Source organism: Nostoc sp. CMAA1605 (assembly GCF_021596505.1).
Classification (GTDB): domain Bacteria; phylum Cyanobacteriota; class Cyanobacteriia; order Cyanobacteriales; family Nostocaceae; genus Trichormus.
Map to the genome: position 1 here is coordinate 75,044 of NZ_PJIZ01000011.1, position 18,166 is coordinate 93,209.

Annotated in this window: 14 protein-coding genes and 1 pseudogene; 4 read left to right on the forward strand and 11 right to left on the reverse strand. The window is 37.3% G+C overall.

From position 1 onward, the window contains the following. Positions 1-96: 96 nt before the first annotated feature. The 4 genes from CV014_RS06425 to CV014_RS06445 all read right to left on the reverse strand — a co-directional run bounded on the left by CV014_RS06425 (position 97) and on the right by CV014_RS06445 (position 7,413). On the reverse strand, positions 97-1,539 hold the full coding sequence (locus CV014_RS06425; RefSeq protein WP_236141269.1) for a beta-propeller domain-containing protein: 1,443 nt from the start codon (positions 1,537-1,539) through the stop codon (positions 97-99). A gap of 402 nt (positions 1,540-1,941) precedes the next feature. After that, positions 1,942-5,064, reverse strand: coding sequence for an SAV_2336 N-terminal domain-related protein (locus CV014_RS30340; protein ID WP_329608346.1), 3,123 nt, complete (start codon positions 5,062-5,064; stop codon positions 1,942-1,944). Continuing rightward, entirely contained in the window at positions 5,057-6,052 is a 996-nt protein-coding gene (locus CV014_RS06440; protein WP_236141270.1) for an AAA family ATPase, read from the reverse strand. The genes CV014_RS30340 and CV014_RS06440 overlap by 8 nt, the downstream gene beginning before the upstream one ends. Positions 6,053-6,066: 14 nt before the next feature. Then, positions 6,067-7,413 (reverse strand): VMAP-C domain-containing protein, encoded by a 1,347-nt coding sequence (locus CV014_RS06445; RefSeq protein ID WP_236141271.1) that lies wholly within the window; start codon positions 7,411-7,413, stop codon positions 6,067-6,069. Positions 7,414-7,670: 257 nt separating this feature from the next. Here CV014_RS06445 and CV014_RS06450 point away from each other — a divergent pair, with 257 nt between their 5' ends. Together CV014_RS06450 and CV014_RS06455 are read left to right on the forward strand one after the other, a co-directional pair. Then, complete coding sequence (locus tag CV014_RS06450; protein ID WP_236141272.1) at positions 7,671-8,057, forward strand: papain fold toxin domain-containing protein; 387 nt, start codon at positions 7,671-7,673, stop codon at positions 8,055-8,057. Positions 8,058-8,085: 28 nt separating this feature from the next. Beyond that, positions 8,086-8,415, forward strand: a complete 330-nt coding sequence (locus CV014_RS06455; protein ID WP_236141273.1) for a hypothetical protein — start codon at positions 8,086-8,088, stop codon at positions 8,413-8,415. Between the two features lie 340 nt (positions 8,416-8,755). Here the strand turns inward: CV014_RS06455 and CV014_RS06460 are convergent, their stop codons facing one another. From CV014_RS06460 to CV014_RS06490, 7 genes and pseudogenes are all read right to left on the reverse strand, one after another. Then, positions 8,756-9,667 carry a Bpu10I family restriction endonuclease gene (locus CV014_RS06460; RefSeq protein WP_236141274.1) on the reverse strand — a complete coding sequence of 304 codons (912 nt, stop codon included), beginning with the start codon at positions 9,665-9,667 and terminating at the stop codon, positions 8,756-8,758. 53 nt (positions 9,668-9,720) lie between these two features. Continuing rightward, complete coding sequence (locus CV014_RS06465) at positions 9,721-10,902, reverse strand: DNA methyltransferase (RefSeq protein WP_236141275.1); 1,182 nt, start codon at positions 10,900-10,902, stop codon at positions 9,721-9,723. A gap of 154 nt (positions 10,903-11,056) precedes the next feature. After that, a complete protein-coding gene (locus CV014_RS06470; protein ID WP_236141281.1) occupies positions 11,057-11,302 on the reverse strand; it encodes a BrnA antitoxin family protein in 246 nt (81 codons plus the stop codon). Positions 11,303-11,341: 39 nt separating this feature from the next. Then, positions 11,342-11,659, reverse strand: a pseudogene (locus tag CV014_RS06475) (OST-HTH/LOTUS domain-containing protein); the annotation flags it as partial. A gap of 596 nt (positions 11,660-12,255) precedes the next feature. Beyond that, positions 12,256-14,046 (reverse strand): translational GTPase TypA, encoded by a 1,791-nt coding sequence (typA, locus tag CV014_RS06480; protein ID WP_236141276.1) that lies wholly within the window; start codon positions 14,044-14,046, stop codon positions 12,256-12,258. 219 nt (positions 14,047-14,265) lie between these two features. After that, positions 14,266-14,760, reverse strand: coding sequence for a hypothetical protein (locus CV014_RS06485; protein WP_236141277.1), 495 nt, complete (start codon positions 14,758-14,760; stop codon positions 14,266-14,268). A 96-nt stretch (positions 14,761-14,856) separates the two neighbouring features. Next, positions 14,857-17,001 (reverse strand): peptidase domain-containing ABC transporter, encoded by a 2,145-nt coding sequence (locus CV014_RS06490; protein WP_236141278.1) that lies wholly within the window; start codon positions 16,999-17,001, stop codon positions 14,857-14,859. Positions 17,002-17,336: 335 nt separating this feature from the next. Here CV014_RS06490 and CV014_RS06495 point away from each other — a divergent pair, with 335 nt between their 5' ends. Both CV014_RS06495 and CV014_RS06500 read left to right on the forward strand, forming a co-directional pair. Next, positions 17,337-17,687 carry a microviridin/marinostatin family tricyclic proteinase inhibitor gene (locus CV014_RS06495; protein ID WP_236141279.1) on the forward strand — a complete coding sequence of 117 codons (351 nt, stop codon included), beginning with the start codon at positions 17,337-17,339 and terminating at the stop codon, positions 17,685-17,687. A gap of 292 nt (positions 17,688-17,979) precedes the next feature. Beyond that, positions 17,980-18,166, forward strand: a 187-nt coding sequence (locus CV014_RS06500; RefSeq protein WP_339391058.1) for an MvdC/MvdD family ATP grasp protein, incomplete at its 3' end; no start/stop codon positions are given.

An 18,166-nucleotide genomic window follows, 5' to 3' on the forward strand; every position in this document is an offset into this window, starting at 1 on the left:
TAGTTATTAATGAGATTGCCAACCAAGTTACTACAAGACATTAGTTCACGGAGGATACACGCGAACCGCATCCTATTTTCCAAATCCCGTGAAAAGTCAGCGCGTCAAAGCCAACCGCCACAGTCTCACACCTTCATGCTCACTAGCAGCTAGAGTTTTACCATCAGGACTAAGTGCTACTTTAGTGGAAGAAAATTTGGGTGGTTTTTTCCAACTTAACAATTTTTTGCCTGTGCTAATTTGCCAAATATTTAAACCATCATTACTTTGCTGAGGTGGAATTTGCAAACCTTCACCTTGACTAATCAATGTCTGACTATCTGGTGTGACTAACAAGGTTTGGACTGTTCCCACATTGGGAATTGTTCTCACAATCTTTTGTGTTTTCATGTCCCAGATTTGCAAATTATTGTTCTGGGCAGTAATCAGGTTTTTACCATCAGGTGTAACTGCTAATGTAGTAACACGCTTGCCTTGATTATCACCAAAGGATTGCAGACGCTTACCTGTATTAATGTCCCAAACTTCTATCTGGTTGCTATAGGAACTATTGGCAATGACTACAGTTCTACCATCGGGAGTAATATCTATGGGATAACCAGAGTCGAGAGTTTCTAAGTTAGCAGGAATAGTACGCAGTAATTTGCCACTGCTAAGTTCCCAAACTCCTATATCCTCTGTAGGTTCCTCTGTACTTTTTAAGCCAATGAGGGTTTTACCATCAGGAGTCAGCTTGATGTAATAACCACCATTCAACCTGTGCAGAATATTCCCTGTTTCCAGTTCCCGAATTTGAACTTGTTGTGATGCGGCTGTAACTATAGTTTTGTCATCGGGAGTAACGGCGATCGCATCTATGCTATCAGTAAGAGGTGAATAGCCTTCTGTTTCTGACAGTCCAAGGAATGAGTGAAGTAATTTACCAGCATCTATTTGCCAAACTCTCAGATTCCCAGAATCAGCAACGATTAATTTATTGCCATCACGGGTAAAACCTAAACAATGGATTCCTTTGTAAAATGATTCAAATTTCTGTTCATAGCCGATAATATTGCCAATATTGGGTAGAAAGTCCTGCTCCTGTCCGCTAGTCTTGATAAATTGAAAGGGCGGAGGTGCTAATGTCACATACATTGAAATCAACATTACACTGTAGGTGAAAATTAATCCAATCAGTGTAAAACGGGGCTTGAATTGGGGAGAAAGCTTAAGTCCACAAGTTCCACCCACCACACCGCCGATAATCGAACCTGCTGGTGCTACGACAATGAACTGCAATAATATCGACAGTCCCCCAAAAGGCCCTCCTATGTAGGTATTTGGACTAGCAAAAATAGGTATCATTGCCAGCAGCATCATCCCAATAAAAGAACCCAACATTGCAGGTATGAGGGTTTCTTTCATGCGGCGGCTAATTTTGCCCATAATTAGCCCAATCACACCACCCACAACAGCCCCAATAACTGCACTAATGAAAGTTGCATATATTAGTTTTGGCAGAATAAATGTAAAGATAAATTCAAAGTTAATCCAATTCATATACAGATAATCAAGATTTGCCGAAGTTATGCCCAATAGGCTTTCATTTCAAAGGTTAATTAATAGCATAAGCATAAATTGGTCACGAAAATTGCTGTGTTTAGTAAATGTTTGTAGTTAGGACTTTAGTCCTGAAAGAACTATAGGGAAAAGAGACACGTATTGATTGCAGAATCATATTAACCTGCTAAAAACTCCTGTGTACTAAAGTTAATAACAGAGTGTTGATATCAAGTTGAAAATCGAGAAATGAAAAAAGCGATCGCTCTAAATCTAAACTTTGGAGAATGAGAGCGATCGCAAATCGTTAAGATTGAATATCTCTTGTCAAATCAAAGATTTTTGTAAAAAAATTTACAGTGACAAACAAAGAAAAAAGAACAAGCGCAAAGTAAAAAAGGGCTAAAGTTTAATGTCCCGCCGGGGAATCCTTCCAACACCGCAAACAACACGAAAACCAATAAGGTAGTCGTTGATGCTGCGCTCCGCCCCAACGTTGTCGATACGGGACGCAGAACGGCAGCTTTCAGGATCGTCGTTCCAGGAACCGCCCCGCAACACGGCAACTCCTTGTTTTTGATAAAGGTTATTATTATCATCAAACCACGCACTACCATCTTCTGGCGCACCTGTATAGCTTCCGTGCCAGTCGTCTAAACACCATTCCATGACGTTTCCGTGCATATCGCACAGCCCAAAGGCGTTTGCTACTCCAAAACTGCCTACTTCTAATGTTAGCTCTCGATAACTTCCTTTCACTCCTGCCCCGTAACTGTAGTTAGCATTGTAGTTGGCTAATTCTGATGTAAGTGTTTCGCCAAAATGGAATGGGGTGGTTGTTCTGGCTCTACAGGCATATTCCCATTCGGCTTCACTGGGTAGGCGGTAGCTTCTGCCTGTATGTTGGGAGAGGCGAGCGCAAAACTCAACCGCATCATACCAAGAAACTTGTTCTACAGGTCGATTTGAGCCTTTAAAACCAGATGGATCTGGGTTTAGTTCTCGCTCAACTTGGGGCAGCGCGGCTACAGCTTGCCATTGTGCTTGAGTAATAGGATATCGCCCTATATAGAAGCTAGGAACTGTGACTTGATGTTGTGGTTTTTCTACATCACTACTTTCTAATTCATCTTCCGGCGCACCCATCAAAAATGTCCCTGCGGGAATTTCTATCATTTCCAATTCAACGCCTTCTGCTAATACCTCAGTAATGTATTCTGCTTGCCCTTGTTGATAGTTTATTATCCATTCTTCTGGGTTATTTAGCTGACGTTCTAGGGTAGCTATAGTAAACTGAATCACGCCTAAATCTAATCGCTTGCAAAGAGAATGCCCAAGTCCGCGTTCATCTTGTTGACGTATTTTAGAATCATATCCCGAACCATCCATAGAGCCACCGCCAGCAATTCTAGCAATGTCCCAAGTCTCTAATTTTCTACTCAGAATTTCTCGGTTTTCTATGGCTTCTTCGTATGTCACCAAAGTGTAGCCTGATGGGCAAGTTTCCCCACTAGCTCTTAATATTTTATGTGCAAAAGAAGTAGACGAGTAACCTCTAAAATCTATTCTGCCTTCATGGGGATAATTCAACCATCCCTCAAATAATTTACCTTCTTGATATCGCTCCCAAAAGTCAGCATTGCCACTATTTTCTGTAAAAGTAATACTAGCAGCAGTACGATTATCTTCAAAACTCCAAGAAATTTGTTGTCCTTCTATTTGCCAGTTTTCAATTACTGTCAACCCCAACCGTGAACGAAACTTCACTTTACCTTGGGGAGAAATCGATAATAATTCTAGTCCTTCGCGCCAATTTTCATAACCAGATTTAACTTGACAAATATATTCACCGGCAAATAATTGCAACAGTGAGTGATAATTATCTGGGTTTGGTGGTAAATCATTCGGGGCAACTTTTTCTGCAAACTCTGCATATCTCCCACCGAGATTGCGTAATACTTCTGTTGTCACATGGGCAAATGGTAATAAATTTTCTTGTTGTTCTGCACTTAAATCTGGCAAATTTAACAGCAGCGATGTGAAAGTTTTTAGAGATAATCCCATTTTTTCAGCGATGTATTCAGAGACTACATCTAAAACATTCTCCGTGTCTGCTAACAACATCGCTTGATTAAGTAATTTTCGGACTCCCTCCACAAAATCATATTCATAGTGCCAAGCGACAGAAACAGGATCATTTTGCTTTTTAGTAATCATGCCACTTAAAAAGACTTCTGCCACATTTATAGGTGTAGATTGCGGCAGCATAGTCTTTTGAATTAAATGCACTACAGGTAAACTCACAGGAACAGCCGCCATTAATCCTGCTAATTTTTGTGCAGTAGGTGAGGCAGTGGATAGAAAACGATCTACAATTGTTTCTGGCAATATTTCTAAAACTGGGGATGTAGTGTGCTGATTGATTTGTTCTTGCACAAATTCCATGTCTAAAATAATAGCTGGCGTTTGCGTTCTACCATAGCCTGCAATCACTTTTGCCCAGGTTTTGAGAGATATAGATTCTAGAGTGATAATCGGTAAATTTAAAGCTTGCTCTATATCTAAATCTTCCTGATAAATTAATTTAGTATTAGGTACACCAGGGTGAAAAGAACTCACCTTTACTTTATAACCTAAGCCTAATTCACTACTTAACCACAGTCTTTCCGGGAAAAGCTGCAAAATTGCAGTGGAAGATTGATGAGACCATTTTTGTAACCAATTATAAATAGTTTCTTGTTGCCAAATATTAGATACACAATCACTGACAAGTAAAATTAACCCTCGCCCATTAATATGATATAATTCTCGATAATTATATATTCTAAGATATCTTGATTTACCTTTTCTTCTACTAATTAATTGTAATTCTCCTTGCTCATTAGTTGCTAAATTCCAAACTCTGACATTAAAAAATATGCCATAGTTATCTAATATTTGAATTAACTCATTAATAGTTTCTTGCCAAATAAATGAAGACCGGTTTTCTTCTATTACTAGTTCCAAGCTTAACCAGCGTTCAGGTTGAGGTTTAGTAATAGGTAGCCAAATTTCCTGTTCAACAATTAGAGCTTCTACAATACGGTTAACGGTAGCTTCAACATCCACAATCCTGCGGGAATATGAAGCGACTTTACGCATTAAAGGACGTAAAGCTCTACTAATTTGTAGTTTGTTTGGTAAAGCTGGTGCAGTAGGGGTGGGAAAAGGTAAACCCTCTATATTTTCTTCAGTTTGAGACTTTTGATCGGATAGATTTGAAGGTGGTGTATAAATATTAATAGGCGGTTCAATAGGTTCAGCCGCTTGAATATTTGTATTGGTATTTTCAGGAATATTTGCAGTTTCTTTGGGATTTTGAGGTGGTTTTTCTTTGATTTGTGGATTTTCCACTCCCATGTGCAGAGCTAGCCACAGTGTATCTGCTATATCCTCATCACTGAGTTCTAAACGTTTCTTTAAACCACTATGCTCTAAGATATTCACAAAGCGTTGCACTGCATCATAGCCAGAATTTTCACTCATCTTCTTCAACTTGACCTAAGTCTTGCAGCAGTTGTTTAATCAATCCATCTTTTGTATCAATGCGTCCTTTTGTCACCATAAATAGAGCATTGAGCAATTGATCATTGGCTAGGGTTTTTGAGTTTCTTTCTTGAATAAAATTATCTACTAATGTATTCAGAGCTTCGTTTGTTAATTTTGTAGAATTATTGGGGTCGGCGATTTCTTTACCTAAATGAGCCGCAATGATTTTGACTAATTGTGCTTTATCTGGCTCTTTCATTGTTAGCCTTAAACAACGTCGCAAAAATGGTGGTGGAAAATCTCGCTCTCCATTACTAGTTAAGATAACTAGAGGGAATGTAGTACATATTACTCTGCCTTCGATAATTTCGTGGCTAATATCTGCGGTATATGCAGTACGCACCTCCACTACAGGAATTTCTTTTTTGAGTCTGACTAACTCTTCAATTTCAAAACGTCCTTCCTCAAAAATATTTAATAGGTCGTTAGGTAAATCAATATCACTTTTATCAATTTCATCTATGAGAAGAACGCGGGGTTTTGGTGATGGGAGTAAAGCTGTTCCCAAAGGGCCTAAGGTAATGTAGTCTTCAATGCTACTGGCTTTTGAGGAATTCTGCTGCTGTTTGACTTCCTGTAAGCGAGCGATCGCATCATAGCTGTATAATCCATCTTTGAGGGTAGTACGAGATGCGATCGGCCAATATAAAACTTCTCCTAACATCAATTCTCTAGCCACAGCATAAGCTAAAGAAGATTTACCTGTTCCTGGTTTACCAGTAATTAATAAAGGTCGTCGCAGATATAAAGCTGCGTTGATCATTTTGATTTCTTCTTCACGCGGTTGAAAAGTTTCACCTCGGACTTGGCTACGGTTTTTATTCTGGTCAATTTCTTGACCAAAAGGCCGCCATTTGGGAGGTGCTGGTAACTCCCAGTTATCATGAGGTTCGCTATTTCCTGTAAAAATTTGCCAGTCGTTCATAAAATTGCTCAAGTTTAGAGTTGCTTTTGGCTTAGTAGTTGTTCTGGTGGTAATAAATCGGGGTTATCCCACAATAAGCATAGATGGGTGATATGGTTACTACCTTGGGATTTTTGATTTTTAAATTGGGACGGTAATTTTTTTAAAGATATATCATTATTTTCTGGTGTTAAAATTCTCTGGAATTCTCCGTCGATATCAGGGATTGGTTGACGAGTCCATAAAGCCAGAGGTAGAGCCGATTTAAAGATAATTTTTCCTAATACATCTCTTTTTTCAAAGATACTAGTAATTTTAACGGCAATTATATGTTCCTGTTTAATCTGATCAAATAAAGTTTTTTGATGATCACTAGAGCCTAAAACAAAAACACTATTCGCGTAATGTTCTAATTTATCTTTAAATTGATTACCTTTTTCACGCCATTTGAAAACAGGAGGACTTTTACCTCTTAATCTATCTGAACAACGAATTACCACTTCATAATCTTCACAAATTCCTGTAGCGAAATCCTCTTCGTCCTCTTCAAATTCCTCAGTTTTCCAAGTATCAAAATCATGATTCATTAATTCAGACGGCAAGAAAAGATGAATTTGCTTTATGTTCTTATCAGCCTTAATTAAACTTTGTTGAATTAAATTAATAATGATTTGAGGCAAATTAGTTAAATTTTTGTCTGTAGATATTTCTAATTGATTATCAATCTTGAGTTGCTCACAATCAGTAAAAGATTCTCGATTATATGCTAATAAATTTTTAATTAGCCATGCTTCAACAACATAGTGATCGCCTGATGCACTAATTGCCATCATTAAACAGGGGTGAGACTGTTGTTGTCGCTGTTGTTGTTCTTGGAGCAATTGTTGAATTAATTCATGCCATTCTTGAATATGTTTTTGCCGCCATCCTTGAAAATCTTCAGATAATGATAACTCTGTATTATTCAGATATAAATAACCGACAAATTTATCTATATAACTATAATTACCTTGTGTTGGTAAATCCAGTTCATTAACTATTTCTGCTATATTTTGCGGATTAATTTTATTGAGTTTACGCACTTGATGCAATGATGCTTCGTAGGCATTGAAAATAGCAGTTTTTTCTTTGTCAAAGTATCCTTGCAGTATATTAATTATTCCATCTAATTTGGATTTTTTTTGATAATTGTGATACTGGCGTTCAATTACATCCAACTGTTCGCCAAGTTCATTGAGTATGCGTTTTTCTTCCTGAAGCTGTTGTTCATATTTAAATTTGTCGGCTGGTTCTGTTTCAATCACCCACGCTTTTCTAATCCTGTCAACTTTCTCCCGTTGCAGTTTGTAGTCTTCTTCTAGGGATTCTTTTTCGTCCAGCATGGGCAGATTTGGGCGATTTTAGTCATTCTTGTTATAAATAATACCACTCTTTTATTTTGTGTTAGTAAGTAGAGCTAAGGACATAATTGCATTTATTATTACCTGCTTACTGAAAAGATGAAGGCGATCGCAAATCTTCATAGCTTGATAATGATACAAGCCAAGAAATCATAAACCGAAAAAATGCTTATCAGCTCTGCTTTTTGTCTTCAGGCATCACTCACACGCTACAATAAAACAAGCTTTTTGTTCAGGAGGTGCTTTGCCTGACAGAACCTTCAGACAATAAAACCATTGCAGAACTTTACGAAGCTATTGGTAATATCGTCGTCCGATTTCCTCTGCTTCATTGCCAAGAATGCGCCAGTACACTGAAAAAATGGCTTAAACAACGTGGAGTACAAGGGAAAATTTGGCGGGTTTCGACCAGGTATGATAACGAAGATTTTATCCTTAGCGATCGCCTTGAACAGCAGGGTTGCTTTGAAAGCATTACGGAAAATGGTGTTCATGGTGATGGTGTTGAAGTCTATGGCAAAATCTTTGACAACCTTTCTCGACAAGGACTTTCACCAGAAAATTGGGTAAAAGATTTTACTTCTCTATCTAATGAATTTCAAGTGGAAGTGATTGACGAGTTTTAGAGATGCAATTCAATAAAGCTAATTAACAATGAGTACATTATTTGAGTTACTAGAAAAAATTAAAAGCAAACCAGGACTATACCTGGGTTCAGCCTCTATTAGCAATTTGCGGATGTTTATTCAAGGTTATCGCTTTGCTCGGTCAGAAGTAGGTATTACTAATACTGAAGCCGAAAGTGATTTTTATAAAAATTTTCAACCCTGGCTGCAAAATCGCTTATCAATTCGTACAGTTAATGCTTGGGACAAAATTATTTTACTCACCTGTATTGATGAGAAGGCAGGATTTGATTATTTCTTCCAACTTCTATCCCTCTTCTGTCACTCTCCGAAAACTTTTGCCATTTCTGAATTCTAGAGCTTTTGTATAACAGGCGTTTGCGCGATTATTTTCTAATAATAAATACAAGACCAACTTTTTTCTAATAGAATAGCTTGTATTGATTGCCTCATAGGGCTTCTAGCGATTGCCCTCCCGGAAAGTGACATAAGAGGGCTAATCAGGAAGCTATGAAACAAGAAATCGCTCAACATACAGCACTTTTGAAGTAATTGAGGTACACCAATTATAGAAGGTAGTTTTAAAACTTGACGTTCCATCGGTTGCTGTACCTCATAAACATCGAATCTGCTGTAAAACAGAATGCCAAGCCTGGGAAACAAATTGGAAATGTTTATTGTGATTGCAACAGATAGTCTTAAAAATGCCCCTGCTCTAAAACATTTTCTATTGATGGACTTGTATCATCAATTAGAGCCTGTATCTTATCAATCATCCTTTGAAATACATCGGGGTAGTATTTAGAAATATCCAGAAAATCTACATATTCCTGTCTATGAAGTTGTCTCTCCCTTGGTGTTCGATACTCTTGTCGAATATTAGAAGACATCCGCTTAGTTTTTCGTACGATTAACACATCATCAATTTGAGTTGAAATGATAGAAATTGGTGCCATATCAAGAAATTCACAAATGAGAAAATATAAAGAACCAGGAACAGCTATCTTCAAATCTCTACTTGTTGCTACTGCTTCTTGAAACATAGTCTTATCTAAATTTGTCTTGCATTCCGCACACACATATCCTAGATGTGACTCAATCAACTTATATTTCTGAAACCCAGGATCAAAGGATGACTTTAAATATAATCTTTTCCCAAGTATGAAATCCTGGTCTTTCGTCCTAATACTTGGTTCACCGCCTTGACCAAGATTTCCCAGAGATGATAGAAAAGAAAGACCTGAGAATGTACTTCTTGGACCTAACTCAAAAGAATCATCTATTCCTCGCAAACTACGAAAAACAACTTGCGGTAGAAATTCCTCTAAAATAGTATTATCTAGTTTTAGCTGACCCTTCTGCCTATATAAAAAGTTCTCTGAACTGTCGAATATTAGATCAAGCTCAATAAAACGTTTGTATCGATTAGTCGCTTCTACTAACTTTTCTACTGTATCTAGTTGACCGCACTCAATTGCCTCTAAATCAGCAATCCACTGGTGATACTTTCTCACAGCCTCTTCTAGCCTTTCTTTATCAGATCCCGGTAGCCGACGGTTATTGAGACAAGCAGTTAGTTTAGTGTAATGAGGACGAGAAAGTTCAGACATATATTGATTTTTCTGATAATTTTTATCTTTCCTAATAAAACAGACTAATATTATTAGTGTATATGGGAATTTTTGTCTAGAATCGGTGTTCCTTGAATATTGGGAATTTTGGAAATTGCACTTTCTAGAAACTCAATATTTTTTGGTGGGACTAAGACAAGACTATTTTTGAGTACATCAAATGCCACTTCTCTAGCAATTTGCTCAACTGTTTCTTGCTCACGCTGATTTTTCAAATTAACAAAGTTAATTAAATCCTCTCTAATAATTTTGCCAAACTTATTCTTAAATTCTCTTTTTTGTCTCAAAACTTTATGAAACAGATTTGTTCTAATTCCAATTTTTTCAATAATGTCAGCATTGTAAAAAGGTGATCCCATGACATTAGATTCATGTCCCACAACAAACACAAGTCTAGCCTTATCTTTAGTTACTCTTGAGAGTTCCCTTAGAGTATTAGCCATATCTATACAGTATTGTACTACCGTATAAAATCGGTTGCTTCTATTCGCCCTGTTAGATCCAATTTCTGACTTAGCTATCTTTAATATATCCCATCCCAATATTTCAGCAGACATCCGGTAATTTTGATGATAATTAAATACGTTTATGTAAGGTGGTGATGTGATAACAAAATCGATTTTGTCATTTTCTAAAGGAAGATAACGGGCATCATATAAAGCTACTCTAATTGTTTTTTCGGAATAATGAAGCTTGTTAATTAAGTTACCCAAATCATTAAAATTATATTGAATAAATTCATTATTAATATTATTTTTGCCAACATCAAGGAGTATAATTAAAGCATCAAACAATTTTCTTTCTTCTTCACCTAAATTGTTTCTGATTTCTCTTAATCTTACTGCTAAATCCGATAAATGGTTACTATTAGCAAAAATTTCACATATAAATTCTCTATCTATTAAGTTATTAATAACTTTTATGACCTGTTTTCTTTGAGAATTATTTATGAATTCATATATTTTACTAAGAATTAAGGCAGCTGGGTTGATTTCAAAACCATAGGACTTTAATCCGAGAGTGCCAGCCTCTAGCAAAACAGTTCCACTACCAACAAAAGGGTCAAGAATAACTGAGTTGGGCAGACAATATGAGTCTAATATAACTTCAATAAGTTGAGGTGAAAACTGACCACGCCAAGCAAATAAGTTAGTTCGGGTCTTCTCAACAATGTCAAGGCTTTCTTGTGGAATGGGTTTGTCAAACTCCTTCAACTGCTAACCGTCCTTATGTCTCAACCTATTCTTGTAAAACTCAATTTAGTTTAACATTCAGCGTTGCTAATTCATGGGAACTTAGGTAAAAGCTGGTGCATCGGGTGAGTAAGTCAAGATAAATCAAAAACAAAAAGCCCGCAAGTGCAGGCTTTTATTCTGTTGGCTGTTCATTAGTGTTAGCTTGCTGACGCTGGGCAATCTGAATTAGTAATCTTAATGCGTTATTCACCGCTTCATCGTTAGGAAAAGCTTCAGCAACATCAGGATCTAAACGCACTATATTTGTTTTTGTACGATATCGCTCAACATATTTACCTCTAACCCCTCCTTCCATTTGAGCAAAATCATACTCAGGACGTAATTCATCTTCCATTTCGTTTTCAACTTCCTTGTTTATTGTTTTACTTTTATATAAAATGCTACTCTGTTGACTATCTTGTATTTCGCTTATTTCAAATAGACCACATATCTTTAAAATTTTTTTTAGACTTCTAACGCCATATTTTTTTGGTGTATACTCTGGATATATTTTTTTTATAAATTCACCAGCTTTTGCTAACGAAGTCATATCATCGATTTTTTCTGTGTTTATTTCAGCTAGTTGTAGTAGTTTCACGATTCTTGTACTTGACCATGCTGTATCTGAAGGGTCTAAGAGATTTATATACTCAACTCCGTCAGATATAATAGACTGTTTTAAAGAGTTATATAAGGTTACTAATTGTGGATGAGATTTGCCATAGCCTTCTTTCATTAAAAGAAGCACAGGAGATATATAAGATTTTATTTCTTTATAAAAGAAAGTTATTTCTTGATGTTGCGCCTTTAACTGAGTTAATAAATTTTTACGCCCTTCTTCGGTATTTAATATAGTCAATCCTTGCTCATTACCAAAATTATGGACAAGTTTGTTTCTTTGATTAACAATTTCTCTCAAAATCTCCGCATATTTATTATCATTATCATTAACAGATGTAAGAAAAGTATTTACTAAGTAGCCTAGAGTTTGTGCCTTCACAGATTCTCTTTGTTTTCTTATATCATCAATATTCTTTGTACTGCCATTTGGATCAGATATAAATGGAATAATAAACTTCAAACCTTTTCTTTTTCTATGTGCTGTAATAGTATTACGTTTATTCCTACTTGTTTGAAAATCTGCTCTAATAAATCACTATGTTCGCTCTGTATAATTTCACATTCCTGTCATAAGTTAAACTGTTATTTAATTGATTCATCATAATGCGAACACCAATATTTCTTATATGTAATATCCCTGAGAAAATAATTTAATTAACAAATAAAAAAGCCCGCAGATGCGGGCTTTTGGTAATTAAGTAATGACTTTACTTACCGTTTCGCCAACTTCTTCGCCATCTTACGTAGACGAATAGATTGGGGTGTAACTTCCACCAACTCATCGGGGCCGATGTACTCTAACGCCCGTTCGAGACTCATTTCTACTGGTGCTTGCAACTGTACCAACTCATCGCCACCGGCGGCGCGGTGGTTGGTTAATTGCTTGGTTTTGCAGACATTCAGTTCTAAGTCTTGAGGACGGTTGTGTTCACCGACAATCATGCCCTTGTACACTTTAGTACCAGGAACAATGAAGAATAAACCTCTATCTTCAGCGTTCTTCATGGCGTAGAATGTGGAAACACCTTCTTCAAAGGCAATCAATACACCTTTGTTACGGGCTTCAATTTCGCCACACAGAGGACGATAATCTAAGAAACTGTGGTTCATGATCCCTTCACCACGGGTCATCCGCATGAATTCACCACGGAACCCAATCAAACCACGGGCGGGAATGACGAATTCTAGCTGGGTACGGTTGCTAACTCCAGGCTGCATATCTTGCATTTCGCCTTTGCGTTGTCCGAGGCGTTCGATACAGCTACCAACTGCATCCGAGGGAACGTCTAACACTAACAATTCATAAGGTTCGCAAGGCTGACCGTTAACTTCACGGTAAATTACCTGTGGCTGGGAAACCTGAAACTCATAACCTTCGCGGCGCATGGTTTCGATTAAGATACCCAAGTGTAATTCACCACGACCGGAAACTAGGAATTTGTCGGGGGAGTCGGTTTCTTCGACGCGTAAAGCCACGTTGGTTTCTAATTCACGGAACAGGCGATCGCGTACTTGTCTCGACGTAACTAGTTTACCTTCTTGACCCGCAAAAGGTGAATCATTCACCCAGAAGGTCATTTGTAAGGTAGGTTCATCTACTTTAATTAGTGGTAAAGCTTGGGGTTCGTTGGGGTCTGTGATGGTTTCCCCGATGTTCGCATCAGCAAAACCAGCCACCGCCACGATGTGACCGGCGGAAGCTTCTTCTAATTCCACCCGCTTCAAACCTTCAAAACCGAGCAATTTGCTAATTTTAGCCTTGACAATCGCGCCTGTTTCTGTTACCAAAGCTGCTTGCTGTCCACCGCGAATTGTGCCGTTGTGGATTCTACCAATGACGATGCGTCCTAGATATTCAGAATAATCTAGGGTTGTAACTTGCAATTGCAGAGGCTTGGTAGCATCACCTACTGGGGGTGGAACGTGGCGCAAAATGGCATCAAATAAAGGCTGCATATCCTTGGGTTCGTCTTCCAAGGTTTCTTTTGCGTAGCCAGAAAGACCAGAGGCGAACAGATAGGGGAAGTCGCACTGGTCATCATCTGCGCCTAATTCTAAGAACAGATCCAATACTTTATCTATTGCACCGTGGGGTTCGGCTTGGGGACGGTCGATTTTGTTGACAACGACGATGGGACGTAAGCCTTTTTCCAATGCCTTTTTCAACACGAAGCGGGTTTGAGGCATGGGGCCTTCATTGGCATCAACAATCAGGATACAACCGTCAACCATACCCAATACACGTTCTACTTCGCCACCGAAGTCAGCGTGTCCAGGGGTATCAATAATATTGATGAGGGTCTCTTTGTAGCGAACGGCGGTATTTTTCGCCAGGATGGTGATTCCTCTTTCCCGTTCTAGGTCGTTGGAGTCCATGACGCAATCCGGAACGTCTTCACCTTCTCGGAAAATGCCGGACTGTCTCAGGAGTGCATCAACCAGGGTGGTTTTGCCGTGGTCTACGTGGGCGATAATGGCGACGTTACGAATTGGGAGCGTCATAGAAACTTAGTGGTGAACTCTAGAAGGGTTATTGTAGATTTACATTACAGTGCTAGGCTGTTTTAACAGAATTGGGGATGATCAGCAAATTCTGTAAAGAAGCTTTAATAATTCTAGCTTAATTGTCACAATTCTAGGGAGAATTCTAAATGCTGCTAGAGTAGAAATTCGGTAGTTTAAGAGCAACAGCACTAAGTTTACAGTCTTTCTACGTAAGTTTTACAGCCATTGCTGATAGTCAAAACTAGTAGCCAGTAGTTTTTCATAGTCTTGCTCAATCACTGACCAATCTCCATAACCTTGCTCTACATAGTCCAAATCTATATCAATCTGGTAAATGGCTGTTCTGATTTCGTCGGCAATGCTATCAGCATCAAAAATTAAGTGATACAGCGATCGCAAAAATTGACTATGTACAGGTTTGGCAAAGTGATGATTTTCAGGTGACGGTAAGGGGTAAATTCTACCCAACTTAGCAATTATCAATCTCAATGAGATTTCTAAATTTTGTTCGCCCGGAATAGAATCTAGTAGATGCACAACATCTAATGGGTGTTTATATGCACTCGTAGATAGTTCAATCATCCAATCTTCAGGATGGTCAATTTCTGCAATTAGTTTATCTACCCAGTTGATGATTTCACTATAGGCACAAATGTTTAAGTAAATCCCTATCGAAAAGTAATCAGCATAGTGTTTCAAACTGGGTTGCATAAAATAGCAATATACTGCAAGATATGGTTTTTATATCTGTAAACTGAAAACAATGCCCTGTTGGTATTAATTATAGAAGCAAAACACCGAGAAAGGCTAAGGATTTAAAAAGTCTAAATGTTCTCCCGTTAGATTTTGCAGTTCCTCTGGAGAACCTTGTATTTTGAGATTTCCTTTATCCAAAAGCATAATAAAATCTGCCCGTAAAATTACCCTGGGACGATGACTAATAATAATTGTCGTTTTACCTTGACGATAATGTAGTAGTTTATCTAATACTTGTGCTTCTAAGATGGGATCTAAGGCACTTGTAGATTCATCTAAAATTAAAATTGGTGGTTCTGTGACAATGGCTCTAGCTAAAGCTAATCTTTGTTTTTGTCCTCCTGATATGTTCGCACCAAATTCCCCTAAGACAGTTTGATAATTATCTGGTAACTCTTGAATAAATTCATCAGCACTAGCCATTTTACAAGCCTGTACGATTTCTTCAAATGTCGCTTGGGGATAACAAAAGCGGAAATTATCTAAAATTGACCGACTCCAAAAATGTGCTTCTTGAGGTACTAAAATTATCTGCCGTCGTTGACATTCTAAAGATAAATCATTTTGGTTATATATCCCAAATCTAATATTGCCTGATTGGAGAGGATATAAACCAGCAATCAGTTTCACTAAGGTACTCTTACCACAACCAGATTTACCAATCAAAGCCGTAACTTTACCGCCAGGAATGACTAAAGAGAAATCTTTTAATAAATCTGACCTACCTGAATGATGAAAGTTAATATTAGTACAAACAATATCAGTATTGCCGGGAATTACAGCCCAAGGTTTATGATTTTCATTGGGGTCTTCTGGTGTTGTATCAATAATTTCTGTAATGCGTTGTGTCGCAGTTTGAACTCTAGCAAATTCATCCACAAAGGCAATCAAACTCGCAAAGAAACCATTAAAACTGGCATTCATAGCATTAAATGCTAACAATTGTCCAATGCTTAGTTCTTGACTAATCACCAAACTACTACCAAACCAGAGGATAGCTAAATTACCAAAAGCAGAAACCAAGCCAGAAAAAACATTATTAATAATTCCAATTTTTACAGTTGTTAAACTTAAGTTAGCAAGATTACCAAAGCGGATTTGAATCTCCTCCCAAGCCTGGGGAGCAGTATTATTAGTTTTTAAAGTTAGTATGCCTTTAAATGTTTCTACTAACATTCCCTGATTATCAGCCTGACCAACTAAAATATCCCGAATTTTTCTTTGGAGGGTAGGTAGAAAAATAATTGTTGAAGTAGACATAATTATAGCTATCAATACTGCCAAAAGAAGCAGTTTAAAGCTATATATTCCCATGAAAATAATCGAAATTACAGCAATAAATATTTGACTGGGCAGACTAATGACAATTTGGGAAACTAATTGATTAATTTCTTCAATATCTCGTAACCTGCTGACAATCTCACCACTCCGATGGGTTTCATAATAAGTTAAAGGCAGACGCAAAATCTGTCTACCAAATTCCAGGGTTAGACCTAATTCTAGGCGTTGAGCGAAATGGGCAATTAAATTAGATTGCACCAGTTTTAAGGTACTACTAAATATGTTCATCGCCATTACACCAATCACCACTGTAGTTAACAGTTGGGTATCTCTTCTCACTAATACGTCATCAGTTAAAATTTGAATGAGAAAAGGTGTGGTTAAGGATAAAATCCCCATTGCGAGGTTAATCAGAAATGCTTCAGTTAAAATCTGGCGATGGGGTAATACACGCGCCACAAATCGACTAAAACCATTGAATGTTTCTGATGGTTGCTGATAAAAACGCACCTCATCGGGTGCTAATAACAGCATGACGCAATTTAGCCAATCTCTAGCTAATTCTTCTCGGCTAATGTAACGAACTCCCACACCAGGATCAGCGATTACGTATTTTTTACCTTTTTGTCCGTATAAAACTACCCAATGGTAGCCTTTCCAATGAATAATTGCTGGTAGGGGTGCTTCGTGGAGTTTCTCAATTAACTGTGGGGTGGCTCTGACTTGGCGCGCGTGAAATCCCAAAGTTTCCGCACCGCGTCTTAAACCTACGAGAGTTGTACCTTGCACTCCTGTACCAACGGCTTCTCTGACACGGTTGAGAGCAAAATTACGTCCGTAATGTTTAGCAATAGTTGCAATGCAAGCCGCACCGCAATCTTCCTCGCTGCGTTGCAAGACAATTTTATATTTCATTGGTAATCAATGAGAGAATTCGGCAATGATGGTGTTTTTAACTATATAACGTTTTTTTATCTACATAATGGTTAGGCATGACTCAGGAAAATATTGTCCTATTTCATGAAATAAAGTTATAGGTTTTTAATTTTATAGTCATTTTAGATAAATTATTTTTATTGTTGGATTTGCATAAATCTTGATATTGGCTCTGATAGTACCATTAATGACACTACTTGAGTGTCTATAAAAATATCAGAGATTAATTTTATTTGACTATTGATAGTTAATGGTCGAAAAATTTGTGCATAATAAAATTATTTATCTGATGAGAAGCTATCTAAAGTTAACTAATGGTTAAGGTTGAAAAGATTGCTTTTTTAAGAAAAAATGTAATACTAAAAAAACGGATGTATGTTTTTATCCGCAACAATATCGGAGGTTTTATGTCTGAAAATAAACCAGAGAATTTAAATTCTGAAACAGTACCATTTTTTGCTCGATTTTTAGAAGGGCAAAATGTTGAGGAAATTTCTGATGAAGAATCCGAAGCATTTAACGGCGGTTTTCAATGCGCGACTAAAAAATATCCTTCTGATAAAGAAGATATAGCAGTCACTCTTAAATTCCCTTCTGATGGGGAAGATGCAGTAACTCAAAAATATCCTTCTGATGGTGATGACAGTATTGCTGTCATCAAATAATTTGATGAGGAATTCAGTAAGTTATTGGATGTAAAGTTTAAACATTCCTAAATGGATATTTGCATCACCAACCTTATATCAAGGTTGGTTTATTCATTAAAGTTAGTTACATGGGAGTTAAAAAATTTAAACTACTTAACAGCATATTTTTTGAGATGAGCTTAAATATGTTGCTGAATATAACAATATTTAGTGTTAGATGCTGAGTGTTTTCAAAACTACTGATATACTGCAAAGGGTTTGTTTTTCGTAGAGATTATATAATTTTTATTGGCATTAACATATATATTTTATGAGTTTTCAGCAAGATGTCGTTTTATTGATTACCCACAGTGGTGATTATTTCACTATTGATAGAGTGATAGCATCGCTATTGAAACGTGGTGTCCAGCCAATACGCTTGGACACTGATAAATTTCCTATGAATATCAAAATCAATGCCTATTTAAATAATGACGAAAATCATCACAGGGTAGAAT